The following is a 2,628-nucleotide window of genomic DNA, read 5'->3' as shown; positions in this document are numbered from 1 at the left end:
GCGATCGGGCACATTGCGTGGCGCGGCATGCTGCTCATCCTGCCTGCTCCGATCTTCTTCGGCCTGACAGTGCGCGGCCTCGGATTCATCCCGTCGATCTTCCTGACGGCGCTGATCGCGTCGTTTGCCAGCCGCCGCATGAAGCCATTGACCGCGCTCGTGCTGTCGGCCGGTCTGACGTTGTTTGCCTTCCTCGTCTTCAGCTACGCGCTCGGCCTGCCGTTCCGCCGCTTCGGCCCGTGGCTGGCCCCAGGGTCGGCATCGTGAGGCGATGAGCATGGATCTCCTCGACAACCTCGCGCTCGGCTTTTCGACGGCGACGTCGTTGACCAACCTCGGTTTCTGCCTGATCGGCGTCCTTCTCGGCACGCTGATCGGCGTCCTGCCCGGCATCGGCGCCACCGCGACCATCGCCATGCTTCTGCCCATCACCTTCCAGATCGGCGATCCGGTCTCCTCCCTCATCATGCTCGCCGGCATCTATTACGGTGCGCAATATGGCGGCTCGACCACCGCCATTCTCATCAACATGCCGGGCGAATCCTCGTCCGCCGTCACCGCGATCGACGGCTACCAGATGGCCAGGAACGGCCGCGCCGGAGCGGCCCTCGCGATCGCGGCCATCGGCTCGTTCTTTGCCGGCACGGTGTCGACGTTCCTCGTCGCCATCTTTGCCCCGCCGCTGACGGCGATCGCGCTGAAATTCGGCGCGGCCGAGTATTTTTCGCTGATGATCGTCGGCTTGGTTTCGTCCGTCGCACTCGCCCACGGCTCTATCGTCAAGGCGCTGGCCATGGTCGTGCTCGGCCTTCTGCTCGGCATTGTCGGCACCGACATCTACACCGGCACGCCGCGCTTCACGCTTGGAATCCGGGAATATGCCGACGGGTTGAATTTCGTTGCGGTGGCGGTCGGCGTCTTTGGCGTCGCCGAGATCCTGCGCAACCTCGAAAACGAGGATGAGCGCTCCGTGATGATCCGCAAGGTCACCGGCCTTATGCCGACCCGCGAGGACTTTCGGCGCATGGCAGCGCCCATCGTGCGCGGAACGATCATCGGTTCGGCGCTCGGCATCCTGCCGGGCGGCGGCGCGATCCTGGCAGCTTTTGCGTCCTACACGGTCGAAAAACGCGTCTCGAAAAACCCGCAGGAGTTCGGCAAGGGCGCCATCGAAGGCGTCGCCGGACCGGAATCGGCCAACAATGCCGGTGCGCAGACCTCCTTCATCCCGATGCTGACGCTCGGCATTCCAGCCAACCCGGTCATGGCGCTGATGATCGGCGCCATGATCATCCAGGGCATCGTGCCCGGCCCCAATGTCGCGACCGAACAGCCGGCGCTGTTCTGGGGCATCATCGCCTCGATGTGGATCGGCAATCTGATGCTGATCGTCCTCAACCTGCCACTGATCGGGCTTTGGGTGAAGCTGCTGACGATCCCCTATTACGTGCTTTTCCCGATCATCATGGCGTTCTGCTCGATCGGCGTCTACAGCGTCAACAGCAACGTCTACGACCTCTACGCCGTCGCCTTCTTCGGCTTCCTCGGCTATCTCCTGACCAAGCTGCGCTGCGAACCGGCGCCGCTGCTGCTCGGCTTCGTGCTCGGCCCGCTGCTCGAGGAAAACCTGCGCCGCGCCATGATCCTCTCGCGCGGCGACCCGAGCACCTTCTTGACCAGACCGATCAGCGCCGGCCTGCTGCTCATCGCGCTCGCCGTGCTCGTCATCGTCTTCCTGCCGGCGGTCAAGAAAAAGCGCGAAGAGGTGTTTGTGGAGGAGAGTTGAATTACGCCGTCGTTCCGCTTCGGTCCTGAATCTCTTCGACAGGGTCGAGCGGTGCGATCGGCACCAGCGGTGCCGGCACATCGGTCGTCTTGACCTCGGCCTTGCAGATGTCGGCGATGACGCAGGCCGGGCAATCCGGCTTGCGCGCCTTGCAGACGTAGCGGCCATGCAGGATCAGCCAGTGATGTGCATGGCGCATATATTCGTCCGGAATGATCTTCAACAATCCTTGCTCGACCTGTTCCGGCGTCTTGCCGGGCGCCAATCCGAGCCGGTTGCCGATACGGAGAATGTGCGTGTCGACCGCCATCGTGTGCTGGCCGAAGGCCATATTGAGCACGACATTGGCGGTCTTGCGCCCGACCCCGGGCAGCTTGACCAATTCATCGCGACTGTCGGGTACCTCGCCGCCATGGTCGCGGATCAGCGCCTGCGACAGCGCAATCACATTCTTCGCCTTGTTGCGCCACAGCCCGATGGTGCGGATATATTCGCCGACCCTTGCCTCCCCCAGCGCCAGCATCTTGTGCGGCGTATCGGCGGCCTTGAACAGCGCCCGCGTCGCCTTGTTGACGCCGGCATCCGTCGCTTGCGCCGACAGCACCACCGCGACCAGCAGCGTGAAGGCGTTGACATGTTCGAGCTCGCCCTTCGGCTCGGGCCGCTGGACGGAAAAGCGCCGGAATATCTCGTGCACTTCGGCCGGGCTGTAGCGCGACGAGCTCCGCACCGGCCGCGGGCGTGGCTTGACGTTCGACCCATCGCGTCGTGCGGGCAACAGCTCTTTTTTGGACAGGGAAGAATCTTTGGACTTGGGGCTTGCCATTTCCCTCCTATAATAT

The 2,628-nt window shown here is 63.7% G+C and carries 3 protein-coding genes; 2 read left to right on the top strand and 1 reads right to left on the bottom strand.

The genetic code is table 11. The features are described from left to right. Both EN964_RS31340 and EN964_RS31335 read left to right on the top strand, forming a co-directional pair. Positions 1 to 267: tripartite tricarboxylate transporter TctB family protein (locus EN964_RS31340; RefSeq protein WP_164776134.1), on the top strand; the 267-nt coding region annotated here is incomplete at its 5' end. A gap of 10 nt (positions 268 to 277) precedes the next feature. Continuing rightward, positions 278 to 1,786 carry a tripartite tricarboxylate transporter permease gene (locus EN964_RS31335; RefSeq protein ID WP_127271814.1) on the top strand — a complete coding sequence of 503 codons (1,509 nt, stop codon included), beginning with the start codon at positions 278 to 280 and terminating at the stop codon, positions 1,784 to 1,786. A 1-nt stretch (position 1,787) separates the two neighbouring features. On the opposite strand, the gene nth is transcribed toward EN964_RS31335, so the two are convergent. Then, the gene (gene nth / locus EN964_RS31330; protein WP_127267097.1) at positions 1,788 to 2,612 is read right to left on the bottom strand and encodes an endonuclease III; all 825 of its coding nucleotides are present in this window, start codon (positions 2,610 to 2,612) and stop codon (positions 1,788 to 1,790) included. Positions 2,613 to 2,628 lie beyond the last annotated feature (16 nt).

The organism is Mesorhizobium sp. M7A.F.Ca.CA.001.10.2.1 (assembly GCF_003998575.1).
Classification (GTDB): domain Bacteria; phylum Pseudomonadota; class Alphaproteobacteria; order Rhizobiales; family Rhizobiaceae; genus Mesorhizobium.
This window is presented reverse-complemented; position numbering and strand designations above follow the sequence as displayed.